The organism is Bradyrhizobium sp. 41S5, from assembly GCF_011516665.3.
In the GTDB taxonomy this organism is placed as follows: Bacteria; Pseudomonadota; Alphaproteobacteria; order Rhizobiales; family Xanthobacteraceae; genus Bradyrhizobium; species Bradyrhizobium quebecense.
On sequence record NZ_CP083721.1, the window covers coordinates 6,187,479 to 6,206,935 of the forward strand.

Consider the following 19,457-nt stretch of genomic DNA (forward strand, 5'->3'; position numbering starts at 1 on the left):
CTCACAATGTTTCTCGCTGCGGGGCTGCTCGCAGCCTGCGCGCCTGCCGGCGCCGAGGAACTGTTGCGCTACACCGAGGTCGGCGATGCGATTCCAGCCTCGCTGACCGGAACCAAGGGTGACGCAACGCGCGGCCGCGCGCTGATCGTCGAGCGATCCTCCACTTGCATCCTCTGCCACAGCGGCCCATTTCCCGAGCAGGCATTCCAGGGCGACCTCGCGCCGAACCTCACTGGCAGCGGCAGACGCTGGTCGGAAGGACAGTTGCGGCTCCGGCTTGTCGATGCATCGCATCTCAATGCGGCAACGATCATGCCGTCCTACTATCGTGTCGACGGGCTCGCGCGTGTCGGCGCCTCGTGGCGCGGCAAGCCGATCCTGTCGGCGGAACAGATCGAGGATATCGTGGCGTATCTTGCGACATTGCGGAACTAGGACAAACGATGGCGGATTCCGACCACACCTCTCGCCGGACATTCCTGAGCCTCGCTGGAGGCGCCGCGGCACTGGTGATCGTGCGCCCTGCCGACGCCACGCCGGCGATGGTGCGGGCCGCGATCCGCAATGTCGTCGGCGAGGCCAATATACGCACCGGCAAGGTCAAGCTCGACATCCCGCCGCTGGTCGAGAACGGCAACACGGTGCCGATGACGGTCAGCGTCACCAGTCCGATGACCGCGGAGGCGTATGTGAAGAGCATCCATGTCTTCAACGAGAAGAACCCGCAGCCGAACATCGGCAACTTCTATCTCGGGCCGCGTGCCGGGCGCGCCCAAATATCGACGCGGATACGCCTCGCCGACAGCCAGAAGGTCACCGCGATCGCACGGCTGTCCGACGACACGTTCTGGTCGGCGACAGCGGACGTCGTGGTGACGCTCGCCGCCTGCACCGAGGAGGCGATCTGATGCCATCGGCCCTGATCAACGTGCCGGCCAAGGCCAAGCGCGGCAGCGTCATCGAGATCAAGACGCTGATGTCGCACATCATGGAGACCGGCTATCGTCACACCGCATCGGGCGACGTGGTGCCGCGCGACATCATCACGAGCTTCATTTGCCGCTTCAACGGCACCGAAGTGTTCCGCGCCGATCTGTTTCCTGCGATCGCGGCCAATCCGTTCATCACCTTCTTCACTACCGTGACCGAGAGCGGCAAGTTCGAGTTCGAATGGATCGGCGACAAGGGATTTTCGGAGGCCGCGCAGGCTTCGATCACGGTCGAATGAGGATTGCGGTCTGCATCGCGCTTCTGACGGCGATGGCGGGCGCAGCGCTCGCCACCGAGATTCCGCTAGACCAACGCCGCTCCGGCTATAGCTTCATGAGCCCGGACACCAAGGCGATGCAGAACGAGGACACCGCCAATCCCGGCATGCTGTTCGTGCTCGACGGCGAGGCATTGTGGACGCGCAAGGCCGGCAGCGCGTACAGGGCCTGCGCCGACTGCCACAATGATGCGCGCATCAGCATGAAGGGCGTCGCGGCGCACTACCCCGCCTTCGAGAAGGCGCCGGGAAGACCGATCGACCTCGAAGGGCGGATCAACCTCTGCCGGACCAATCACCAACAGGCGTCGCCGTTCGCCTATGAAAGCCGCGAGTTGCTGGCGCTGACCGCCTATGTCGCACAGCAGTCGCGCGGCATGCCGATCGCAGCCGGCGACGATCCGGAGCTGGTACCCTTCGTCGAAAAGGGCCACGCGCTGTTCATGCAGCGGCAGGGCCAGCTCAATCTCGGCTGCACCAACTGCCACGACGATAATTGGGACAAGAAGCTCGCGGGAAGCGCGATCACGCAGGGACAACCGACCGGCTATCCGCTGTACCGGCTGGAGTGGCAATCGCTGGGATCGTTGCAGCGGCGGCTGCGCGCCTGCATCACCGGCATCCGCGCGCAGGCTTATGACTATGGCTCGCCCGAGCTGGTCGAGCTCGAGCTCTATCTGATGACGCGGGCGCGCGGCATGCCGATCGAGACGCCGGCGGTCAGGCCCTAGCCTCGGCTCGATCCACGTCATTGCAACGACGCGAAGCAATCCATTGCTCCCGGCTGTACCGGAAGATGGATTGCTTCATCGCTTCAGCGCAAAATTGCTTTGCAATCTTGCCCCAAACTCCTCGCAATGACGGGGCTAGAGATCACTGCGAAGATCAGCGTTCGGCGAACGCCTTCTCCACCACGAACTGGGCGGGCTCGCCGTGATTGCCCTCGACGAAGCCGCGGCCGCCCAGCAGCGTGCGGGTGTCGGCGACCAACGCCGGCGAGCCGCAGATCATGACGCGGTCATGCGCGGCATCGAGCGCCGGCAGGCCGATGTCGGCGAACAGCTTGCCCGAGGTGATGAGGTCGGTGATGCGGCCGCGATTGCGGAACGGATCGCGCGTCACGGTCGGGTAATAGATCAGCTGATCGCGCACCAGCTCGCCGATCAGTTCGTCCTGCGGCAGCTTCTCGGTGATCATCTCGCCATAGGCGAGCTCCTTGACCCGACGGCAGCCGTGCAGCAGCACGACCTTCTCGAAGCGGTCATAGGTCTCGGGATCCTTGATCACGCTGAGGAACGGCGCAAGGCCGGTGCCGGTGCCGATCAGATAGAGGTTACGGCCGTCCTCGAGGTTGTCGATGACTAGCGTGCCGGTGGCCTTGCGGCTGACGATGATCTCGTCGCCTTCCTTGAGGTGCTGGAGACGCGAGGTCAACGGGCCGTCCGGAACCTTGATCGAGAAAAACTCGAGCGTGTCCTCGTAATTCGCGCTGGCGACGCTGTAGGCCCGCAGCAGCGGCTTCTGGCCGACCTTGAGCCCGATCATGGTGAACTCGCCGTTGCGGAAACGGAACGACGGATTGCGCGTGGTTTTGAAGGAGAACAGCGTATCGGTCCAGTGATGGACGCTGAGGACGCTTTCCTGGTTGAAATTGCTCATCGCACCAATCCCTGATTTGTGCTGCGGCGGAAAGGGACTTTGAACCCCGTTGACCGGCCGGATCGTTTGTATACGATCATTCGTATACAAACGAATAATCCGGCTTGATCCGAAAGTCAAGCCGGGCTCAAATTCCCGGGCAATTTCGGAAAGAAAACAGAAGGAAAACACCCATGGCTCACGACGCGCCCCAGCCCACCGGCCCCAGCAAGCTGGTGATCCGCAATATCGGGCTATTGCTGTCGGGAGCACTGGAACGGCCGATCCTGGATGCCGATACCATCGTCGCCGAGAACGGCAGGATCACCGCGATCGGCCGCTTCAAGGACGTCGACACCGAAGGCGCCACCACCATCGTCGATGCCAACGGCACGACAGTCGCGCCCGGCCTGATCGACAGCCACGTCCATCCCGTGGCCGGCGACTGGACGCCGCGGCAGAACCAGACCAACTGGATCGACAGCTATCTGCACGGCGGCGTCACCACCATGATCTCCGCCGGCGAGGTGCATATGCCCGGCCGTCCGCGCGACGTGGTCGGCGTGAAGGCAATGGCGATCTTCGCGCAGCGCGCGTTCTGGACGCTGCGGCCGGGCGGCGTGAAGGTCCATGCCGGCGCGCCCGTCATCGAATGCGAGATGGTCGAGGACGATTTCAAGGAAATGGCCGCCGCCGGCGTCAAGCTGCTCGGCGAAGTCGGGCTCGGCGGCGTCAAGGACGGGCCCACCGCGCGCAAGATGGTCGGCTGGGCGCGCAAATACGGCATCCAGAGCACGATTCACACCGGCGGCCCCTCGATCCCCGGCTCCGGCCTGATCGACAAGGACGTGGTGCTGGAAGCCGACACCGACGTGGTCGGCCACATCAATGGCGGCCACACTGCGCTGCCCGACGACCAGATCCGCTGCATCTGCGAGGGCTGCAAGCGCGGGCTCGAGCTGGTGCACAACGGCAATGAGCGTTCGGCGCTGTTCACGCTGCGCACCGCGCGCGAGATGGGTGATTTGCATCGCGTCATCCTCGGCACCGACGCGCCGGCCGGCTCCGGCGTGCAGCCGCTCGGCATCCTGCGCATGGTCTCGCTGTTGTCCTCGCTCGGTGAGCTGCCCGCCGAGCTGGCGTTCTGCCTTGCGACCGGCAACACGGCGCGGATGCGCGAGCTCGATTGCGGCCTGATCGAGGTCGGCCGCTCCGCCGATTTCGTGCTGATGGACAAGGCGCAGCATTCGCCGGGCAAGAACATCCTGGAGAGCGTTCAGCTCGGCGATCTCCCGGGCATCGGCATGACCATCATCGACGGCATCGTCCGCACCCAGCGCAGCCGCAACACGCCGCCCGCGGGCAAGGTGCCGGAGATCGTGGCGAAGTAATCGACATCATTCATTCCGGGTTCGCGACTAGCTCGCGCCCGGAATGACGCGATCCGTACAAGACGCGCCATCTCGCCGCGCCGGAACGTTGCTTTCGCCCGTCATCATTGAGGTGTATCGTGCCGCCCCGCGAACCTAGCCGGCGGCGCTCGCAAGAGCCACGCGACGATACGGAATAGTTCCTGCCGCATGCCGCCGTGCCGTTGGTCCACACCAGCAAACAGGAGGCAGCACGATGACGATGAGGCCAGATCCGACGTTTCACGCCTCGCCGAAGCTTGCGATGGAAGCTCCGGCGGAGAACTTCGCCTACACGGTGCTGCTCAGCCCGGACTTTTCCAAGCCCGACGCGCTCGCCGTCATCGACGTCAAGCCGGGCTCGCCGACCTACAGCAAGATCGTCCACACCGTGACGATGCCCAACAAGGGCGACGAGTTTCACCATTTCGGCTGGAACGCGTGTTCCTCGGCATTGTCCCCGCTTGCGGGACATGCCTTCATCGAGCGCCGCTATCTCATCGTTCCCGGCATGCGGTCGTCGCGGATCTACATCATCGACACCAAGCCGAATCCGACGCAGGCCAAGATCCACAAGATCATCGAGCCCGAGGAGGTCTTCAGGAAGACCGGCTATTCGCGGCCGCATACCATCCACTGCGGCCCGGACGGCATCTACGTATCGACGCTGGGCGGCGGCGGCAAGGACGGCACCGATGGACCGCCCGGCGTTTTCATCATGGACTGCGAGACCTTCGAGGTGCTCGGACGCTGGGAGATCGATCGTGGTCCCCAGACCAAGCACTATGATTTCTGGTGGAACCTGCCGCGCGACTACATGGTGAGCAGCGAATGGGCGCTGCCGCCGCAATTCGAGAACGGGATCGTGCCGGAGGACCTGCTCTCGAACAAATACGGCCATCGCATCCATTTCTGGGATCTGCGCGCGCGACGCAATGTGCAGACCATCGATCTCGGTGCCAACCATCAGATGGCGCTGGAGGTACGTCCCGCCCACGATCCGGTTCGCGAATACGGCTTCGTCGGCGTCGTGGTCGATACCACGAACCTCGAAGGCTCGATCTGGACCTGGTGGCGCGAAGGCGGCAAGTTTCACATCGAGAAGACGGCGACGATCCCGCCAGAGCCCGCGCCGAAGGAGCAATTGCCGCCGCTGCTGCAGGGTTTCGGCGCCGTGCCGCCGCTGGTGACCGACATCGACCTGTCGATGGACGACAGGTTCCTCTACGTCTCCTGCTGGGCCACCGGCGAGATGCGCCAATACGATGTCAGCGATCCGCGCAAGCCGAAGCTCGCCGGATCGGTGCGCATCGGCGGCATCGCCCGCCGCACGCCGCATCCCAACGGACAGGCATTTGCCGGCGGTCCGCAGATGGTCGAGATCAGCCGCGACGGCAAGCGGGTCTATTGGACCAATTCGCTGTACTCGACCTGGGACGACCAGTTCTATCCGCAGGGCATTCCCGGCGCCGAGGTGATGGCGAATGCCAGCCCGGGCGGCGGCCTCGAACTGGCAAAGGACTACTGGGTCAGCTTCCCCGACGGGTACCGCGCGCACCAGATCCGGCTCGACGGCGGTGACTGCTCGACGGATTCGTTCTGCTATCCATCGGCCTGACTGTGAGTGCTGCCGACTGGACACCGGCCTGGCTGTGGCTGGCGGTGATTGCGAGCGGCCTCTACCACGGGATCAACCCGGGCATGGGCTGGCCGCTCGCGGTTTCGGCCGGATTGATGCAAAGGAGTTCGCGTGCGCTGCTGGCCGCGCTTGGCCCGCTCGCAATCGGTCACCTGCTAGCGATGCTGCTCGTGATCCTTCCCTTCGCGCTGCTGATCACCCTCGTCGAATGGCAACGCACGATCCGGATCGGCGCCAGCCTGCTTGTGCTCGCCTTCGGCATCTATCGGCTCATCGACCGGCGCCATCCGCGGGCGTTGGCGCGGATACCGCCGACGCAACTCGCTTTGTGGTCCTTCGCGGTGGCGATCGCCCACGGCGCGGCGCTGATGCTGGTGCCGATCTATCTCGGACTATGCCGCGAGGCCGAGCCGGACCAAGGCCACGCCGCCGCCAACTCCCTGATCGGCAGCAGCCTCACGATGGCCGTACTGGTCTCCATCGTCCATGCCGGCGCGATGATCGCGGCCGGCGGATCTCTGGCGTGGCTGGTCTACCGCTATCTCGGCCTCAAATTCGTGGCCCGGAGCTGGTTCAATCTGGACACGATCTGGGCCGTCAGCCTTGTGCTGGTCGGCGCCGTCGCGCTGGCGCTTGGTGTTGCGACGTAGTCCGGATACCCCACGGTGGCACTTTCTTCATCCTCCCCTGTAGGGGGAGGATCGGTTCGCATGAAATGCGAACCGAGGTTGTATGAACAATCTCTCCATACAGATTCTGCCCGTGTGGAGAGATCACCCCACCCCGGCTCGCATCTCGCTTCGCTCGCTGCGATCCGACCCTGCCCTCCAGGGAGGGTAAGGTCACCGCAGCCTGCCGAGCAGCGCCATCAGCGTCTCGCGCTCCTTGGCGTCGAGCGGCGCCAGCGTCTCCCTGGAGATCACGAGTGCATTCGGCGCGGCCTTTTCGGCCATCTGCTGACCGGCGCGCGTCAGGCTCACCATCAGCCGGCGGCCGTCGTCGGGATCGGGCGAGGTCTCAGTCAGGCCGCGCGCTGTCAAGCGATCGATCACGCCCTTGATGGTCGCAACGTCCATCGAGGTCAGCCGTCCGAGCTGGTTCTGCGAGCACGGACCGACCTCCGACAGCTTCGACAGCGCGGCCCACTGCGTCGGCGTCAGGTTGATGCCGATCTCGCGGGCGAAGATCACCGCGTGGCGCTGCGACACCTGGCGCAGGATGAAGCCGATCTGCTCGTCCAGCACGTAACCGGGCTTGGCGGCCTTGACGCTTCGCTTCTGTGCAGCACTCCTCGCCATCGTTTCACCCCACCCCTTACAGCGACAGATGCGCGTCGCGGACATCGGGACGCGCATCGAGTTCCGCCATGGTGCCGCCAAAACAGATCCGGCCGCGTTCGATGATGTAGGCGCGGTCCGAGATCAGCCGGGCGAAATGCAGATTCTGCTCGGAGACGACGATACTGACGCCCTCTTTCTTCATCGCCAGGATCGCATCGACCATCTGCTCGACGATCTTGGGCGACAGGCCTTCCGACGGCTCGTCGAGCAGCACGAGCGACGGATTGCCCATCAGCGTGCGCGCGATCGTCAGCATCTGCTGCTCGCCGCCGCTCATGCGCCCGCCGGGCCGGCCGCGCATCTCGCCGAGATTGGGGAACAGCTTGAACAGTTTGTCGCGATCCCATTGCGGCGCGCCCGCCCGCTTGGGCTGGCGGCCGACCTCGAGATTCTCCTCGACCGTCAAGTCCGTGAAGATACGCCGTTCCTCGGGCACATAGCCGAGCCCGCCGCGCGCGATCGCATGCGTCGGCAGCTCCGAGACGTCCCTGCCCTCGAACATGACGCGGCCGGAGCGGTTCTCGACCAGGCCGACGATGGAGCGGAACGTGGTCGACTTGCCGGCGCCGTTGCGGCCCAGCAGTGCGACCACTTCGCCCTCGCCGACCTCGAGCGCGATGTCGAACAGGATATGCGCCGGACCGTAGAAGCTGTTGAGATCCTTCACCGTGAGCTTCATGCGGATGCTCCCTCGCGGTGCCGGGCGTCATAGAGGAGGCCTTCGCCGAGATAGATCGCCCGCACCTGGGCATTGCCGCGCACTTCCTCGGGCGAGCCTTCGGCGATCAGGCTGCCGCGGTTGAGCACCAGGATACGGTCGGCATGCTCGAACACCACGTCCATGTCGTGCTCGGTGAACAGCACGCCGATCGACTGCTCGCGCGCGATCCGCGCCGTCAGCCGCATCAGCTCGACGCGCTCGCGCGGCGCCATGCCGGCGGTCGGCTCGTCCATCAGCAGCAACTTCGGCTGATTGGCGAGCGCGATCGCAAGCTCCAGCCGCTTTACGTCGCCATAGGCGAGCTCGCCGCAGGGCCGCTCCGCATAGGCGCCCATGCCGACGAGGTCGAGCAGCCGCCCGGCCTCGTCGCGTGCCTGGCGCGCGGTCGAGGCCCAGAGGTTGAACAATTGCCCGCCATGCGACACTAGCGCGACCTGCACGTTTTCGCGCACCGTCATGGTCGGGAAGGTCGCCGCGATCTGGAAGGTGCGGCCGACACCCATGCGCCAGATCACGCGCGGTTTCTTGCCAGTGGTTTCCGCACCGAGCACGTGGATGCGGCCGCTATCGGGAATGTTCTGGCCGTTGAGCATGTCGAAGCAGGTGCTCTTGCCCGCGCCGTTTGGCCCGATCAGTGCCAAAATCTCGCCGGCGCGCAGTTCGAACGAGACGCCGCGCACGGCATGCACGCCGCCATAGGATTTTGTCAGCCCCTCGACCGACAGCAATGTGGGAACCATGCTCATTCGGCAGTCTCGATGCGGGAGGTGAGCAGAGGCGACGCCGTCGACGACGATTTGCGCCGGCGGTGCATGAGGGCTTCCAGCGTGCCGACGATGCCCTTCGGGAACGCGACCACGATCAGCACGACGAAGCCGCCGAGCACGAGCTTGGAGAGATCGGTCTGGCTGACCAGCCAGATGTTGAGCGCCTTGTAGACGATGGCTCCCACCACCGCCCCGGACACCGTCTCGACGCCGCCGAGCAGCACCATGACCAGCGCATCGACCGACAGCGAGATGCCCATATTGTCAGGGAATACGCTGCCTTTGAGGTAGGCGAACAGCGCGCCGGCAAGGCCGGCGACCGTGCCCGCGATCACGAAGGCGGTCCACTGGATGCGCTTGCCGTCGATGCCGACCGCTTCGCTGCGCAGCGGAGAGTCGCGCGTGGCGCGCAACGCAAAGCCGAACGGCGAGAACACGATAATGCGGAGAATCATGACCGCGAGCGCGGCGATGCCGAGCGACAGCCAGTAGAAGTGAGACGGGCTCGCCACCCATTTCTCCGGCCAGACGCCGAGGATGCCGTTGTCGCCGCCGGTGACCGACACCCACTGGAACGCGATCGACCAGACGATCTGGGCAAAGGCCAGCGTCAGCATCGCGAAATAGACGCCCGAGAGCTGCACCGCGAAGAAGCCGAACACCGCCGCGCCGAGCAGCCCGAGCAACGGGCCGAGCAGCAGGCAGGCGATCATCGGCAAGCCGGCCATCTTGGCGAGCAGCGCCACGCCATAGGCGCCGAGGCCGAAATAGGCCGCGTGGCCGAACGAGGCGAGCCCGCCGACCGACATCAGGAAGTGCAGGCTGACCGCGAAGATCACGAAGATCGCGATCTCCGAGCCGACGGTGAGCACGTAATTGCCGGCGACGAACGGCAGCGCCGCGGCGACCACGAGCATCGCGATCGCGGCTAGCCGTTCATTCATCGTCAGCGGCCGCCACGGATTAACGGTGAGGCCCGGCGTGCGACGCGCCGGCGCTTCCGGCTTGCCGAACAGCCCCCACGGACGGACGATCAGCACCACCGCCATCACCAGGAACACCAGGATGATGGAGATCTTCGGAAAGATCAGGATGCCGAAGGCGTTCAGCTCCGACACCAGCACCGCCGCGACGAAGGCGCCGATGATGCTGCCGAGGCCGCCGATCACGACCACGACGAAGACCTCGACGATGACGCGCAGATCCATCGCATGATTGACCGCGTCGCGCGGGATCTGCAGCGCGCCGCCGAGCGCGGCGAGGAAGACGCCGAGCGCGAACACGCTGGTGAACAGCCATTTCTGATTGACGCCGAGCGCTGCGACCATGTCGCGGTCCTGCGTCGCCGCGCGCACCAGGACGCCCCAGCGGGTGCGCTGGAACAACAGCCAGAGCACACCGAGCACGACCGGTCCGAGCACGATCAGGAACAGATCGTAGCTCGGAATGTTCTGGCCGAAGAAGTCGATCGCGCCCTTGAGGCCGGGCGCGCGGCGGCCGACCAGATCGTCCGGCCCCCAGATCAGCACCACGAGATCCTCGACCATCAGCGTCAGGCCGAAGGTGGCGAGCAACTGGAACAGCTCGGGCGAATGGTAGATCCGGCGCAGCAGCACCATCTCGACCAGCACGCCGATCGCAGCAACCGCCAGCGCCGCGACGACGATGCCGCCCCAGAAACCGAATGCGCCGGCGAAGCGCTCGGTCAGGGTGAAGGCGACGTAGGCGCCGAGCATGTAGAACGCGCCATGCGCGAAATTGACGATCCGCGTCACGCCGAAGATGATCGACAGACCCGAAGCGACCAGGAACAGCGATGCCGCGCTGGCAAGACCGGTCAGGAACTGGACGACATAGAAGGCCATGGGCGGTCCGCGTTGGAGTTTCTGTTCACCTCGCCCCGCTTGCGGGGAGAGGTCGAATTCACGCGCCAGCTTGAATTCGGGTGAGGGGGACTCTCCGCGAGCCCAACTCGTGGAGAAGGCCCCTCACCAGCGCCGATGCTTCGCATCGGCATTCCTTCTAGACGGCGGCCAGAGGCCGCCTACGCCCTCTCTCCGCAAGAGCGGGGCGAGGGAGTACAAGTAGAGGCCTCAATCCTTCGGCCGCAGCTTCTCGATTTCGGCATCGCTGGGCAGATAGTCCGAGCCCTTGCGATAGGCGGTATCGACCATGATGCCCTTACCGTCCTTCAGCGCGGTCTTGCCGGTGAAGGCACCTAACGTCGACTGGTGATCGATCTTGCGGAAGGTGATCTCGCCGAACGGCGACGGCATCGAGATGCCTTCGGCCGCGGCGATCAGCTTCTCCGGATCGGTCGAACCGGCTTTGGCGAGGATCGCCGCTGCCGCCTTGATGGTCTGGTAGCCGACGATCGAGCCGAGCCGCGGATAGTCGTTGTACTTGGCCTGGTAGGCCTTCAGGAACGCGTCGTGCTCGGGCGTCTTGATCGAATACCAGGGATAGCCGGTGACGATCCAACCCTCGGGCGTCTCGTCCTTCAGCGGATCGAGATATTCCGGCTCGCCGGTCAGGAAGCTCACGACTGTGCGGCCCTTGAACAGGCCGCGGGTGTTGCCTTCGCGCACGAGCTTGACGAGGTCCGCACCGAAGGTGACGTTGAGGATCGCTTCCGGGTTCGCCGCAGCAGTCGCCTGCACCACCGGGCCGGCATCGATCTTGCCCTGCGGCGGCCACTGCTCGTCAACCCACTGGATATCGGGCCGCTTTTCCGACATCAGCTTCTTGAACACTGCGACCGCCGACTGGCCGTATTCATAGTTCGGCGCGATCGTCGCCCAGCGTTTTGCGGGAAGCTTCGCCGCTTCCTCCACCAGCATCGCCGCCTGCATGTAGTTGGAGGGACGAAGGCGGAACGTGTAGCGGTTGCCCTTCGACCAGGTGATGGCGTCGGTCAAAGGCTCTGCCGCCAGGAAAAAAACCTTCTTCTGGTTGGCAAAGTCGCTGACGGCAAGCCCGATGTTAGAGAGGAACGTACCGGTGAGCATCGCGACGTTCTCGCTCGACACCAGTTCGTTGGCCGCGGTCTGCGCATCCGCTGGCTTGCCGCCGTCGTCCTTGGAAATGACGACGAGCTTCTTGCCGTCGATACCGCCGGCGACATTGATCTCCTCCACCGCAAGCTGCCAGCCCTTGCGATAGGGTTCGGTGAACGCCGGCAACAAGGAGTAAGAGTTGATCTCGCCGATCTTCATTTCACTCTGCGCCAACGCCTGTGTCGTCATGGCGCTCGTTGCCATGGTCGCGACCGCGATCGCCAATCCCGCCCCTACGAAATAACCACGCATCCCATCCTCCAGTTTTTCTCCAAGGAGATTATCGCAATCCGTCTTCGCCCTTGACCTCATCAACCGTCAGCCCGCCGACGCGCGGCAACGGCCGTCCGCTGTCGGTCACAGCCACCGCGACCATGATCTCGTTGGCCCGCGGCGCGTCATTGATCTGCACCTCCATGCCGTCGAAATGGCTGCGCACGAAGGCAGCGTCCTTGTGCCCGAGCGGAATGTCCAGCGTGGTGCCGGGACCCGAGCGCTTCTTCGACGACGGGATCAGCGCCGCGCCTTTGGAAAGGACCTTGCGCACCGGCGCGCCCATCTTGGGATGCAAGATCGCCGCCGCGTGCTCGAGCTCGCCATTTTCGCCGACGGCAGCCGCCTTGCCGTAACTGTGCGCCTTGGCGCCGTCGATGCCGAGCGCGGCGACTGCCCGCTTGGAAAGTAATTCGCCAAGCTCCTCGCCAATCGCGATCAACGGTGACAGATCCTCGACATAGCGGCCGGCAAACGGGTTCTCGATCACGGCGATCGCGGCGGCGCGCCTTGTCGGCGGTGCGATGGTCTTGCCCATCTCCAGATGGGTCTCCTCGACCACGGTGACGATCTTGCGAATGACGGCGCTCATCTTGCCTCGCTCCCGGTCATGCCTGCAGCGTGTTATCTATCGTTCTTGCCTGAAACGTGCGCGGCACCAGTGTCCCGTTGCCAGTTGCACCGACAAGGCGCGTTTCGCCCAGTAGACGCAATGCCGCGCCTTCGATCAATCCCGACGTCAGGAGCATGCGCGCCCGCGTCGCCCCCGCCTCGAGCGCCCGCTCGATCTCATGTTCCGCCAGCGGCCCGACATCGCGGGTCACCAGCCGCGCCCCGAGATCGCTGTCGGGCTGCAGTTCGCTCGCCGGGACGCGCAGGATCGCGGGATGATTGGGCAGATCGACCGAATTGGCGATCACGGTCGCCGCGGCATCGGCCTGCGACGCCGTCCGCGCCAGCACGGTGACGGCATCGGCGATGCCGAGCGAGAAACTGCGGCCATGACGGCCGCTGGTCGCGATGCCGCGGGCCGGCATGTCGCTATCGACGGTCATGGTGCGCATCACACCATGGCGATCGGGCCGGTCCATCAGACCGACGGTGAATTGTTCGCTGTCCGCGAGATGCAAGGCAATGTCACCGCCATTGTTGATATAGGCACGATCGAGAGTTGCCGCCTCCAGCATCGCGCCGAGGATTTCCTCGGCGACCGAGCCCGCAACCGCCGCCATCGGCGTGATGAAGCAGTCGGCGGCAAAGGGCGCGACCGCCGCATGCATACGCCGCGCAACCACACCTTTCAGCACGCAGCGCTGCGGATCGGCCGCGCTACGCAGCTCGACAAGCTCCGCGCAGAGCTCGTCGAGCAAACCGGTGAAGCGCTCCGCCGCCGCCCGATAGGCGGCACCGACGTCCGCGTCCCCGCCCCTGGCCTCGATCACCAGATCAATCGGGCCGTCCTGCAAATGCAGCCGCTTGCCGTCAGGAAGAAGCGCAATTTGCGGGAGCCTAGAGCCCTTTCCGTTCCGATGGAATCGGAACGGGACTCTAGATTCTTGTCTTGACGCGTTTTCTTTGCGCGAACCGGTATCCACTTCGCTGGAAAACGCTCTAGTCATGCGCGCCGCCCGGGAAGATGGGGTGTCGGCCGAACTTCGGTGCTGTCGCGCAGCGACGACAGCGGCCGGACAAAATCCATATGGCCGCCGAGCGCCGCATAATCCGACAGCTTCATCGTGAATTCGATCGGCGCGACCAGCGCCGGCGTCGGCACATAGCCGAAGGCGCCGGCCGGCATCTGCGTGACATCGACCATGAAGGTGATGCCGCCGCCCGGCCAGACATAGACCGGCGCGCCGCCGCTGGTCACCCGCGTCAGCGCGTCCTTGACCGAGCGGGTCAGCCGCACCGGATTGTCGGTGACGCCGGCGCGCAGCGATCCGCCCGCCCCGCCCATGAACAGCACCGTGCACAGCGCCGGCTCGCAATTCTCCTGGATGCGCTCGACCGAGAATTTCAGATCCGCCGGCATCTCGGTCTCGATCGGCTTCAGCGCTTCGTCGAGCACATAGTAGGACGCATGTTCGCCGGTCGTCGAGACCATCAGCATGGTGAGCCCGGGCCGCGCTTCCTTCGCATTGAAGGGACCGAGGATCGACAGCGGATCGGAGATGTTGGTGCCGCCCCACCCCGTGCCGGGATCGGCGACCTGGAAGTAGCGGCCGGGCGTCGAACGGCGCCCCTTCATCTTGATGCCGGTGTCGGCGATGTCGAGCAGCTTGCCCGCCTGGTGCTCGCTGAGCACGCCGGTGATGTGGTCGTCGACCACCACGACCTCATCGACCTTGCCGTGCCACTGCTTGGCGAACATGCCGATGGTCGCCGAGCCGCAGCCGACCCGCATGCGCTCTTCCGCCGCGCCGTTGACGATCGGCGGCTTGCCCGCCTGCACCACCACGGTGGCGCCGCCGTCGATGGTCAGCTCCACCGCCTTGCAGTTGGAGAGATCCATCAGCGTGTCGCAAGTGACGCGGCCTTCCTTCTTCGAGCCGCCGGTCAGATGATGCACGCCGCCGAGCGAGAGCATCTGCGAGCCATATTCGCTGGTCGTGACGTGGCCGACCGCCTCGCCGTCCGCGCGGACAACAGCGGTTTCCGGACCGAGATAGCGGTCGGTGTCGATCTTCACCTTGACGCCGCAATAGGAGAAAATGCCTTCGGTCACCACGGTGACCATGTCGAGGCCATCGACCTCCGACGACACGATGAACGGCGCCGGCTTGTAGTCCGGATAGGTGGTTCCAGCGCCGATCGCGGTGACGAACAGTTCGGGCTGGCGGACGATCTTGCCGTCCCAGTCGCCGCTCGCCTGGAACGGTACCAGCTTGCCGCCATGCGAGACCGTGCGCTCCAGCACGACATGCGGATCGACGCGCACCAGCGTGCCGTCGTGATTGGCATAACGGTCGCACGCGCCGGCCGCGCCCGGCTTGATGTAGCACATCACTGGACAGGCATCGCAGCGGATCTTGTCGCCGGCGGCGACGGTCATTGTGTCAGCCATCGTGACCAAGCCTGGACTTGTGGCGGCGGTCGATCATACTGCCTTCCGCCTCCCTTGCCTATATCGTTCGTACACGAATGATCCTGCGCGCGAGCCCGGGACCTGTCAAGCGGCCTTTGCAATCAAACGCTGCCATTCGCTTGCGCACCCTGTTCATAAAGCGTGCACTCGCTGCAGCGCGGCATGCCGCCGCTTGCACGTTTGTATACAAACGTTATCCTCGACGGCCATCTGACGCTGACATTGCAGCGCAAACATCAGGGGAGAACCGGGGCAATGCGCCTGACCGTGAACGGCAGGAATCATGATGTCGACGCTGCTCCCGACACCGCATTGCTTTACGTGCTGCGCAACGATCTCGCATTGAACGGACCGAAATATGGCTGCGGGCTCGGCGAGTGCGGCGCCTGCGCGGTGCTGATCGACGGCGTCGCCGCGCGCGCCTGCGTGATTCCGATCGAAGGCTGCGCGGGGCGCAACATCGTCACGCTCGAAGGTCTCGGCAGCCGCGAGCATCCCGATCCCGTGCAGGATGCCTTCATCCGCGAACAGGCCGCGCAGTGCGGCTATTGCCTCAACGGCATGATCATCACCACCAAGGCATTGCTCGCGCGCAATCCCAATCCATCCGAGCACGAGGTGCTGGAAGCGCTCCGCTACAATCTCTGCCGCTGCGGCGCGCATATCGAGATCATCCGCGCGGCGATGCGTGCCGCCGGCCACGCGCTCGAGGCGCGCGATTGATGGCCGGTTCGGAGCAACGCATTCGCGGCTCGCTGTCGATCGTCCGCCCTGCAGTGCTGGGCGCGGAAGGCGCGTTCGAGACCTTCATCACCATCACGGCCGACGGTTCGGTCAACGCCTATAATGGCCATGTCGATCTCGGCACCGGCATCCGCACCGCGCTCGGACAGATCGTTGCCGAAGAGCTCGACGTCTCGTTTGCCCGCGTCGTCGTGATCCTCGGCGACACCGCCGTGGTGCCGAACCAGGGCGCGACGATCGCAAGCGAGACCATCCAGATCACCGCCATTCCCCTGCGCAAGGCCGCCGCGCAAGCGCGGCACTTTTTGCTCGCGCGCGCGGCGGAGCGGCTCGAACTGCCCGCCGACGAGCTCATGATCGAGGACGGCTTGATCCGTGGTCACGACAACCGCAGCGTCAGCTATGGCGAACTGATCGCGGATGAGACCATCCGGCTCGAGCTCGCCGACGACGTTGCAGTCAAGGCGGTGAGCGCCTATTCCGTCGTCGGCAAGTCGGTGCCGCGTGTCGACCTGCCGGCGAAGGCCACCGGCGAGCTCGTCTACGTCCACGATGTGCGCGTGCCCGGCATGCTGCATGGCCGCGTCGTCCGTCCGCCCTATGCCGGCGTCGACGCCGGACCGTTCGTCGGCACCAGCCTGATCGCGGTCGATGAAGCCTCGGTGCGGGATATTCCCGGCCTCGTCGCGGTGGTGCGGATCGGCGACTTTGTCGGTGTCGTCGCCGAGCGCGAGGAGAATGCGATCAAGGCCGCCGCGCAGCTCAAGGTGAGCTGGAAGCCCGGACCGGCGCTGACCGACCTCACCGACATCGAGCAGGCGCTGCGCGCCAACCCCTCGACGCCGCGGCAACTGATCGACAGAGGCGACGTCGATGCCGCGATCAAGGCGGCCGCCAAGCCGATGCAGCGGACATATGTCTGGCCCTACCAGATGCACGGCTCGATCGGCCCGTCCTGCGCGGTCGCCGATTACGGAGACGGAGCGATCCGGGTCTGGTCCGGCACGCAGAACCCGCACATCCTGCGCGGCGATCTGGCGCTGCTAATCCAGCGGCCGGAATCCGAGATCGACGTGATCAGGATGGAGGCAGCCGGCTGCTACGGCCGCAACTGCGCCGACGACGTCACGGCCGATGCGCTGCTGCTGTCGCGCGCGGTCGGCCGCCCGGTGCGCGTCCAGCTGACCCGCGAGCAGGAACACGCGTGGGAGCCGAAGGGCACCGCGCAGCTGATGGACGTCAATGGCGGGCTCAATGCCGACGGCAGTGTTGCCGGCTACGACTTCGTCACGCGCTATCCCTCCAACGGCGCACCGACGCTGGCGCTGCTGCTCACCGGGCGGATCGCGCCTGAAGCGGCCGTGTTCGAGATGGGCGATCGCACCGCGATCCCGCCCTACGACTACGAGAACATGCGCGTGGTTGCCAACGACATGCCGCCGATCGTGCGTGCCTCCTGGGTTCGCGGCGTCTCTGCGCTGCCCAATACGTTCGCACATGAATCCTATATCGACGAGCTTGCCGCCGAGGCCGAGGTCGATCCGATCGAATACCGGCTGCGCTATCTCAGGGATAAGCGCGCGATCGATCTCGTCAACGCGGTCGCCGAGCGCGCCGGCTGGACGCCGCGCCCGAAGCGCGAAGCGCCCCAAACGGACGACGATATCGTCCGTGGCCGCGGCTTTGCCTATGCGCTCTACGTGCACAGCAAGTTTCCCGGCTACGGCGCGGCGTGGTCGGCCTGGATTGCCGATGTCGCCGTCAACAAGGCGACCGGCGATGTCAGTGTGACGCGCGTCGTCGCCGGCCAGGATTCCGGATTGATGATCAATCCGGAGGGCGTGCGGCACCAAATCGAAGGCAACGTCATCCAGTCGACCAGCCGCGCATTGATGGAGGAAGTCTCCTTCGAGCGCGGCGCGGTGACGGCGCGGGAATGGGGCGCCTACCCGATCATCAAGTTCCCCGAGCTGCCTGCGATCGACGTCCTGATGCTGCCGCGGCAGGACCAGCCGCCGCTCGGCGTAGGCGAGTCCGCCTCGGTGCCGAGTGCCGCCGCCATCGCCAATGCGATCTATGATGCGACCGGCGTCCGCTTTCGCGAGCCGCCGTTCACGCCGGAACGCATTTTGAAGGGACTGCGCGGTGAACAGCCCGTGGCGCCCGCGGCGCTTCCCTCACCGGCGCCGCCGGCCGACCTCAACAGGTGGCAAAATCCGTTTGCGAAACGCGGCGGTGTGCTCGCGGGCATTGCGGCGCTCTGCGCCGCGGCGATCGCCATCGGCGCGGCCGTCTTGCCCTGGCGCGCGATTGCGCCGATCGCCCGGCCCGACGCCTCGGTCTATTCCGCCGCGACGATCGCGCGCGGCAAGGAGCTCGCGGCACTTGGCGCTTGCGCCGTCTGCCATACGTCGGAGCACGGCACCCTGAACGCCGGCGGCCGTCCGCTCGAGACGCCGTTCGGCACGATCTACACGACCAACATCACGCCCGATATCGACACCGGCATCGGCGCCTGGTCCTATCCAGCCTTCGAGCGCGCGATGCGCGAAGGCATTCATCGCGACGGCCGCCATCTCTATCCGGCGTTTCCATACACGCATTTTGCGAAGACCACCGATCCCGACCTGCAGGCGCTCTACGCCTATCTGATGGCGCAGGCGCCGGTGCGCGCCGAGACGCCGGCGAACGCGCTGGCCTTTCCGTTCAACCTGCGGCCGCTGCTCGCCGGATGGAATGCGCTGTTCCACCAGCCGAACACGTTCCAGCCCGATCCATCGAAATCGGAGATCTGGAATCGCGGCGCCTATCTGATCGAGGGTCTCGGCCATTGCAGCGCCTGCCACTCGCCGCGCAATGCGCTCGGCGCCGAGCGGCAAGGCGCCTATCTCGCCGGCGGCTTCGCCGAGGGCTGGGAAGCACCGGCGCTGACGTCGCTGTCGAAGGCGCCGGTCCCCTGGAGCGAGGCCGAGCTTTACGCTTATCTGCGCACCGGCGAGTCCCGTCTGCACGGCGTCGCCGCCGGGCCAATGGCGCCCGTCGTGCATGAGCTCGCCGCGCTGCCCGACCAGGACATCCGCGCGATGGCGGTCTACCTCGCCTCGTTCAACGAGGCCACCGATCGGGCGGCCCACGATACGCTCGCAGCCAAGCTCGAGGCCGGCACCGCCGTCACCACCGCCGCGTCGGCAGGCGCGCGGATCTATCAGGGCGCCTGCGCGGTCTGCCATGAGGTCGGCGGCCCGCCGCTGTTCGGCAGCCGACCGTCGCTGGCGCTGAACAGCAATCTGCACAGCGACGCCCCCGACAATCTGATCCAGGTGATCCTGCACGGCATCGCCAAGCCGGCCGTGACCGATCTCGGCTACATGCCGGCCTTCAAGGACAGCATGAGCGACCGCCAGGTCGCCGAGCTCGTCGGCTTCCTGAGGCGGCAGTTTGCCCCGGACAAGCCGGCCTGGAGCGATGTTGCCACGGCCGTCGGCCGTATCCGCCGGAATATAGCCCGCTGACCTGCC

The 19,457-nt window shown here is 65.5% G+C and carries 18 protein-coding genes; 9 read left to right on the forward strand and 9 right to left on the reverse strand.

Features of this window, described 5'->3' with window-relative positions:
* The first annotated feature begins 6 nt into the window (after nt 1–6).
* Genes soxX through soxA form a run of 4 tightly spaced genes read left to right on the forward strand, consistent with a single transcriptional unit; the run spans nt 7 to nt 1,998 of the window.
* On the forward strand, nt 7–435 hold the full coding sequence (gene soxX, locus HAP47_RS29765) for a sulfur oxidation c-type cytochrome SoxX (RefSeq protein ID WP_173643057.1): 429 nt from the start codon (nt 7–9) through the stop codon (nt 433–435).
* Nucleotides 436–443: 8 nt separating this feature from the next.
* A complete protein-coding gene (locus HAP47_RS29770; protein ID WP_173641523.1) occupies nt 444–908 on the forward strand; it encodes a SoxY-related AACIE arm protein in 465 nt (154 codons plus the stop codon).
* On the forward strand, nt 908–1,228 hold the full coding sequence (soxZ, locus tag HAP47_RS29775; protein WP_173641522.1) for a thiosulfate oxidation carrier complex protein SoxZ: 321 nt from the start codon (nt 908–910) through the stop codon (nt 1,226–1,228). The genes HAP47_RS29770 and soxZ overlap by 1 nt, the downstream gene beginning before the upstream one ends.
* Nucleotides 1,225–1,998: a sulfur oxidation c-type cytochrome SoxA gene (gene soxA / locus HAP47_RS29780; protein ID WP_173641521.1), complete on the forward strand. Its 774-nt coding sequence runs from the start codon at nt 1,225–1,227 to the stop codon at nt 1,996–1,998. Before soxZ ends, soxA begins: the two co-directional genes overlap by 4 nt.
* A gap of 154 nt (nt 1,999–2,152) precedes the next feature.
* Here soxA and HAP47_RS29785 read toward each other — a convergent pair whose 3' ends face one another.
* Complete coding sequence (locus HAP47_RS29785) at nt 2,153–2,926, reverse strand: ferredoxin--NADP reductase (protein WP_173641520.1); 774 nt, start codon at nt 2,924–2,926, stop codon at nt 2,153–2,155.
* Nucleotides 2,927–3,099: 173 nt separating this feature from the next.
* Here HAP47_RS29785 and HAP47_RS29790 point away from each other — a divergent pair, with 173 nt between their 5' ends.
* The 3 genes from HAP47_RS29790 (at nt 3,100) to HAP47_RS29800 (ending at nt 6,603) form a co-directional block, all read left to right on the forward strand.
* Nucleotides 3,100–4,296 carry an amidohydrolase family protein gene (locus HAP47_RS29790; RefSeq protein WP_173641519.1) on the forward strand — a complete coding sequence of 399 codons (1,197 nt, stop codon included), beginning with the start codon at nt 3,100–3,102 and terminating at the stop codon, nt 4,294–4,296.
* A 235-nt stretch (nt 4,297–4,531) separates the two neighbouring features.
* Nucleotides 4,532–5,932 carry a selenium-binding protein SBP56-related protein gene (locus HAP47_RS29795; protein ID WP_173641518.1) on the forward strand — a complete coding sequence of 467 codons (1,401 nt, stop codon included), beginning with the start codon at nt 4,532–4,534 and terminating at the stop codon, nt 5,930–5,932.
* A 2-nt stretch (nt 5,933–5,934) separates the two neighbouring features.
* Nucleotides 5,935–6,603, forward strand: coding sequence for a hypothetical protein (locus tag HAP47_RS29800; RefSeq protein WP_173641517.1), 669 nt, complete (start codon nt 5,935–5,937; stop codon nt 6,601–6,603).
* Nucleotides 6,604–6,795: 192 nt separating this feature from the next.
* Here the strand turns inward: HAP47_RS29800 and HAP47_RS29805 are convergent, their stop codons facing one another.
* From HAP47_RS29805 to HAP47_RS29840, 8 genes are all read right to left on the reverse strand, one after another.
* Nucleotides 6,796–7,251 (reverse strand): MarR family winged helix-turn-helix transcriptional regulator, encoded by a 456-nt coding sequence (locus HAP47_RS29805; protein ID WP_173641516.1) that lies wholly within the window; start codon nt 7,249–7,251, stop codon nt 6,796–6,798.
* 16 nt (nt 7,252–7,267) lie between these two features.
* On the reverse strand, nt 7,268–7,972 hold the full coding sequence (locus tag HAP47_RS29810) for an ABC transporter ATP-binding protein (protein ID WP_173641515.1): 705 nt from the start codon (nt 7,970–7,972) through the stop codon (nt 7,268–7,270).
* Nucleotides 7,969–8,760, reverse strand: coding sequence for an ABC transporter ATP-binding protein (locus HAP47_RS29815; protein WP_173641514.1), 792 nt, complete (start codon nt 8,758–8,760; stop codon nt 7,969–7,971). The genes HAP47_RS29810 and HAP47_RS29815 overlap by 4 nt, the downstream gene beginning before the upstream one ends.
* A complete protein-coding gene (locus tag HAP47_RS29820; protein WP_173641513.1) occupies nt 8,757–10,646 on the reverse strand; it encodes an ABC transporter permease in 1,890 nt (629 codons plus the stop codon). Before HAP47_RS29820 ends, HAP47_RS29815 begins: the two co-directional genes overlap by 4 nt.
* 228 nt (nt 10,647–10,874) lie before the next feature.
* A complete protein-coding gene (locus HAP47_RS29825; protein ID WP_173641512.1) occupies nt 10,875–12,089 on the reverse strand; it encodes an ABC transporter substrate-binding protein in 1,215 nt (404 codons plus the stop codon).
* 28 nt (nt 12,090–12,117) lie between these two features.
* Nucleotides 12,118–12,702, reverse strand: a complete 585-nt coding sequence (locus tag HAP47_RS29830) for an amino acid synthesis family protein (RefSeq protein WP_029078203.1) — start codon at nt 12,700–12,702, stop codon at nt 12,118–12,120.
* Between the two features lie 16 nt (nt 12,703–12,718).
* Complete coding sequence (locus HAP47_RS29835) at nt 12,719–13,729, reverse strand: UPF0280 family protein (RefSeq protein WP_231168462.1); 1,011 nt, start codon at nt 13,727–13,729, stop codon at nt 12,719–12,721.
* Entirely contained in the window at nt 13,726–15,174 is a 1,449-nt protein-coding gene (locus HAP47_RS29840) for a 6-hydroxynicotinate reductase (RefSeq protein WP_173641511.1), read from the reverse strand. The genes HAP47_RS29835 and HAP47_RS29840 overlap by 4 nt, the downstream gene beginning before the upstream one ends.
* A 276-nt stretch (nt 15,175–15,450) precedes the next feature.
* On the opposite strand from HAP47_RS29840, the gene HAP47_RS29845 reads away from it, so the two are divergent.
* The gene (locus HAP47_RS29845) at nt 15,451–15,918 is read left to right on the forward strand and encodes a (2Fe-2S)-binding protein (protein WP_173641510.1); all 468 of its coding nucleotides are present in this window, start codon (nt 15,451–15,453) and stop codon (nt 15,916–15,918) included.
* On the forward strand, nt 15,918–19,451 hold the full coding sequence (locus HAP47_RS29850) for a molybdopterin cofactor-binding domain-containing protein (RefSeq protein WP_173641509.1): 3,534 nt from the start codon (nt 15,918–15,920) through the stop codon (nt 19,449–19,451). The genes HAP47_RS29845 and HAP47_RS29850 overlap by 1 nt, the downstream gene beginning before the upstream one ends.
* Nucleotides 19,452–19,457 lie beyond the last annotated feature (6 nt).